The 4,389-nt window shown below is 32.0% G+C and carries 5 protein-coding genes and 1 rRNA gene; all 6 read right to left on the bottom strand.

Features of this window, described 5'->3' with window-relative positions; genetic code table 11:
• Positions 1 to 226 (bottom strand): 16S ribosomal RNA (locus BUB51_RS12180); the annotation flags it as partial.
• Positions 227 to 459: 233 nt separating this feature from the next.
• Entirely contained in the window at positions 460 to 1,035 is a 576-nt protein-coding gene (locus BUB51_RS12175) for a uracil-DNA glycosylase (protein ID WP_073198070.1), read from the bottom strand.
• Positions 1,036 to 1,064: 29 nt separating this feature from the next.
• Complete coding sequence (locus BUB51_RS12170; RefSeq protein WP_143153631.1) at positions 1,065 to 1,625, bottom strand: uracil-DNA glycosylase; 561 nt, start codon at positions 1,623 to 1,625, stop codon at positions 1,065 to 1,067.
• 160 nt (positions 1,626 to 1,785) lie between these two features.
• A complete protein-coding gene (locus tag BUB51_RS12165) occupies positions 1,786 to 2,583 on the bottom strand; it encodes an acyl-CoA dehydratase activase (protein WP_242945595.1) in 798 nt (265 codons plus the stop codon).
• Positions 2,580 to 2,834, bottom strand: a complete 255-nt coding sequence (locus tag BUB51_RS12160; RefSeq protein WP_035164998.1) for a putative Se/S carrier protein — start codon at positions 2,832 to 2,834, stop codon at positions 2,580 to 2,582. Before BUB51_RS12160 ends, BUB51_RS12165 begins: the two co-directional genes overlap by 4 nt.
• Before the next feature lie 25 nt (positions 2,835 to 2,859).
• On the bottom strand, positions 2,860 to 4,137 hold the full coding sequence (locus BUB51_RS12155) for a double-cubane-cluster-containing anaerobic reductase (protein ID WP_073198068.1): 1,278 nt from the start codon (positions 4,135 to 4,137) through the stop codon (positions 2,860 to 2,862).
• Positions 4,138 to 4,389: the final 252 nt, after the last annotated feature.

The following is a 4,389-nucleotide window of genomic DNA, read 5'->3' as shown; positions in this document are numbered from 1 at the left end:
CTTTGACTTATGCACCATGCGGTCCATAAGTGTTATGGGGTATTAATCCCGGTTTCCCGAGGCTATCCCCCTGCATAGGGCAGGTTCCCCACGCGTTACTCACCCGTCCGCCGCTTTCAGTACTTTAAATCCCCCGAAGGTTCATTAAAGTACCTATCCGCTCGACTTGCATGTGTTAGGCACGCCGCCAGCGTTCGTCCTGAGCCAGGATCAAACTCTCAAGATAAAAATTATATACTCAAAAGAATCCTGCTCCGCACTGTTCAGTTTTCAAAGACCAAATCTGTTTTTCTGTCGACTTTTGCCGCCGACTCTTAATACTATAGCAGATTTTTTTATCCTTGTCAACTACTTTTTTTGCTTTTTTTATTTCTTTAACTACTCTTTTATATTTGTACTTTTTCAACAGCAGAATACAATATAACAAATTTTTTATTATTTTTCAATATGTAATTTATGCTATCTCGGTATTACATCTTTTAATTTCATTAAATCTTCTATATAAATCTTTTTTAATCCTCTACGATAAATAACTGCCGCTGGATGATAAAGCGGATATATTTTATATACATTCCCATTAACATTAGCTCTTAATATTTTCCCATGTTCTTTACTTATCTGCAGTTCATTATTAATTAATGCCTTAAGAGGTACATTCCCAAGAGGAATTATAATTTTGGGATTAATTATATCAATTTCTTCAAATAGATATTCTTTAAAATCATTTATTTCCATTTTATTAGGAGTACGATTTATTAATTTCCCTGTTTTTTTGCTTATCCTTGTTGGCCTAAATTTTACTACATTAGTTATGTATAAATCTTTCCTCTCAAGTTCTAGAATATTCAAAAATTCTTTTAATTGCTCCCCCGCCTGACCAACAAAAGGTTTTCTCTGTTTAACTTCATTTGCTCCAGGCGCTTCCCCAATTAACATTATCAAACTATTTACACTTCCGTCACCAAAAACTAATTCTTTATCAGCAAACTGCTGCTTTATTCTTCTATTTAAATTCTCTAATCTCTTCTGTTTCACTTTGTTGCCCCTTTCATCCAATCTTGCACTTAAAAAATATTTAATTCTTCGGCTTTATTCTTAATACTCTTAAAATCTTCCCATGCTGCTCTTTTTTTACTTTCATCACGCAATAAAGCTGCCGGATGATATGTCGCTATTATAAAAAAATTCCCTTTTTTTATCCATCTACCCCTATCTCTACTCACTGAAAAATTTTTATCTATAATATTTCTTGCAGAAACTGCTCCTAAACATACTATCATTTTAGGTTGTATAATTTTCACCTGCCATCTTAAGTATTCTAAACAAACTTCACTTTCATCTTCTAACGGATTCCTATTATTAGGCGGTCTACATTTTACTATATTAGTTATATATATTTCTTCCCTATTAATATTTATCGCATTCAACATTTTAGTTAATAATTTACCAGCAGCCCCTACAAAAGGTCTTCCACTCTTATCTTCATAAAATCCTGGGCCTTCTCCTACAAACATTATGTCCGCATTTTCATTTCCTTCTCCAAATACTAGTTTAGTTCTAGTCTTATGTAGTCTACACTTTTTACAATATAAACAAAACCTCTTAACTTCATCTAAAGTATACATAAATATCACTCCAAAATTATTTTAATTACATATAGATTTTAAGATAGAAATACACAAACAGAAAATAAAGGATTATTTTCTTATTATCTGACAATTCTAGTATATTCAATATATAGGTAAATCACAATACCAAAAATTATTAAACAAAAAAAGAGGGAAATCAATTCCCTCTTATATTTAACATTTCCCAGCCTATTACAGCTGCTCCTAAAGCTCCTATAATCTGTGTATTCGGAGCAATATAAATCGGTTTTCTTATCTTCTTCTCTATACATTTTGTTAATATACGACTTTTTGCAACACCACCTGTAAATGCTATCTCATCAACTACTCTTATTTTATTTAACATAGAAACCGCTCTATTTGCTATTGATTCTATAATCCCAGCCGCAATTGATTCTTTAGAGGCACCATTAGCTAGAAGACTAATAATTTCAGATTCTGCAAATACAGTACACATACTTGATATTTTCTCTGGCTCTGCTCCTTCTGCTAATTTATCCAATTCACTTATCTCTGAACCAAGTAAATTAGTCATAACCTGTAGAAATCTCCCTGTACCCGCTGCGCATTTATCATTCATAAAAAAATCACAAACATTTCCTTTTTCGTCTAAACTGATCGTTTTGCTATCCTGTCCACCTATATCAAGTATAGTTCTCACTTTATTATTTAAGAAATATGCACCTTTAGCATGACATGTTATTTCAGTAATTGTCTTATCCGCAAAGTCTATTGAAACCCTCCCATAACCTGTTGCAATGATTTTCTTCACTTCTTCTCTCTTTATATTTGCATCTTTTATTAACAATTTACAAGCTTCCTCTGATGCCTTTTTAGGACTCCAGCCCGTAGGAATAACAATTTCTTTGACTAACTTCCCATTAAAAAGAACTCCCTTTGTTGCAACTGAACCTGCATCTATTCCTATTGAATACCCTGAAAAATTTCTTATCAAAACCAACCTCTCCTTTTTCTTTCAATGGTATAAATACCATTAATCTTTATTTCAGGATTAACATTTAAAATTTCCCTAACATTTTCTTTATCATCGGGATTAATCATTATAGATATACCGCAACTTTTACTCAATTCTCTAGGGGTTGGTACAATAGTATATTTAATTTTTTTGAATTTTAAAATCTTTTCTAAAGCTAACCCATCGGTATGGGACGGAAATAATATATAACAATTCAATTGCCCTCCCATTAATAATCACCCTATTCTCTTATGACTACTTTGATGTCTTTATCATTTCGAAAAATGCTTCGAGTCTTGTCTTTATTTGCCCTACGTCTTGCAAACTATAATCGCTTTCAATCATAATCACAGGAATACCCTCATTATCCAATGCTTCTTTAACTTTATTATATTCAACTGCATATGTATGACAGAATGGTAAATTATAATATACAACTCCATCTGCTTTATATTCCTTATAAAGTCTTATTATATCTTCTATTCTTCCATCATTAGGTGTAAAACAAGCGCAATTAATACTTAAGTACCTGTCTGCTATTGCTTCCATTTGTTCTTCTATACTTTCAGCTTCTTTAACTAATCTTTCAAAATATCTAATTCCTGTACATGTTTCTTCACATACTACTGCTCCCCCGCTCGTTTCTATTATGTGATGCAATTTCCAATTCGGAATAGCCATTGGAGTTCCTGTTACTAAAATTCTCGGTGTATTTTCTTCAAATACGCTTATTCCTTTTTTAATTCTATCTTCTAGTTCTTCACATAACTCCGATGTCTTTTCAATAAATCTTTTAGGATCGTCATAAAAAGCAATTTGAGTAATGAGTAATGCATCTTTACCGCTTATTGGCAATACTTCACTCTTTCTCGTATTATATAATCTTTGTAATACTCTTCTTTTTTCATTTATCAATTTTACCGCTTCTTTTAATTTTTCTTCGGTTATTTCATTCCCTGTCATCTTTTCAACTAAATCTTTAAATATTTTTAACTCATCAATCCAGTGAATTTTATCTTTCCCTCTTTTCATTTGAGGTAAATCCATGACATGAATAGGTGTATACTTTCCAAGAATCTCCCATGCTTTTTTCTTACCATCACATGTAGTTTCTCCCACTAATATATCTGCTGATTGAAAATAAGGACATGTGCCGCTTATTTTTGCACCAACTGAAGCTTTAATTAATGGACAAATGTTTCTTGGAAGCACTTTTTCACCATCTGGTATCCAAAAATCTGATCCTCCACACAATCCTACTCCTATAGCACCTGCCGCTACAATTAATTCATCCGGTACGTATATACAAAAACTTCCAAAAACCTTTCCACCTTTTTTTCTATGTTCTGCTAATTCTTGAATTCTAAATCCATGGATTTCAGAAACTACAAAATTATAATAATTCATACCTTCCGGTCTATTTTCTTGTGATAAATAAATATCTCCATAGAATTCTGGCAATACTGCACATAACTGATCATGCTTTTCTAAATCCATGTCTAATGACTCCCATAATTTTCTGTAATCTGCCACTATTATGCCCCCTTTTGTTTTTTTACTTATTTTTATTTTGATTATAATACATTATCTCTATCTTTTTTATATATATAAAAAACCATTATAGATGAGTCTACTGTTATTAAAATTATCTATATAAATTCACAACTTTTTTATATATTACAAAAAACAAAAAAGCGGCTTAATGCCACTTATACAAAAAATAAAAAAATCCGGCAACGACCTACTCTCCCAGGCGGTCTCCCGCCAAGTACCATCGGCGCTGGA

This window comes from Caloranaerobacter azorensis DSM 13643 (assembly GCF_900129995.1).
In the GTDB taxonomy this organism is placed as follows: domain Bacteria; phylum Bacillota; class Clostridia; order Tissierellales; family Thermohalobacteraceae; genus Caloranaerobacter; species Caloranaerobacter azorensis.
The sequence above is the reverse complement of the archived record's forward strand: the minus strand, read 5'-3'. Positions and strand labels throughout refer to the sequence as shown.

Bases quoted from the DNA above. Each gene is read 5' to 3' on its own strand.
- BUB51_RS12170 (WP_143153631.1), bottom strand. From the start codon at position 1,625: ATGTATACTTTAGATGAAGTTAAGAGGTTTTGTTTATATTGTAAAAAG.
- BUB51_RS12160 (WP_035164998.1), bottom strand. From the start codon at position 2,834: ATGGGAGGGCAATTGAATTGTTATATATTATTTCCGTCCCATACCGAT.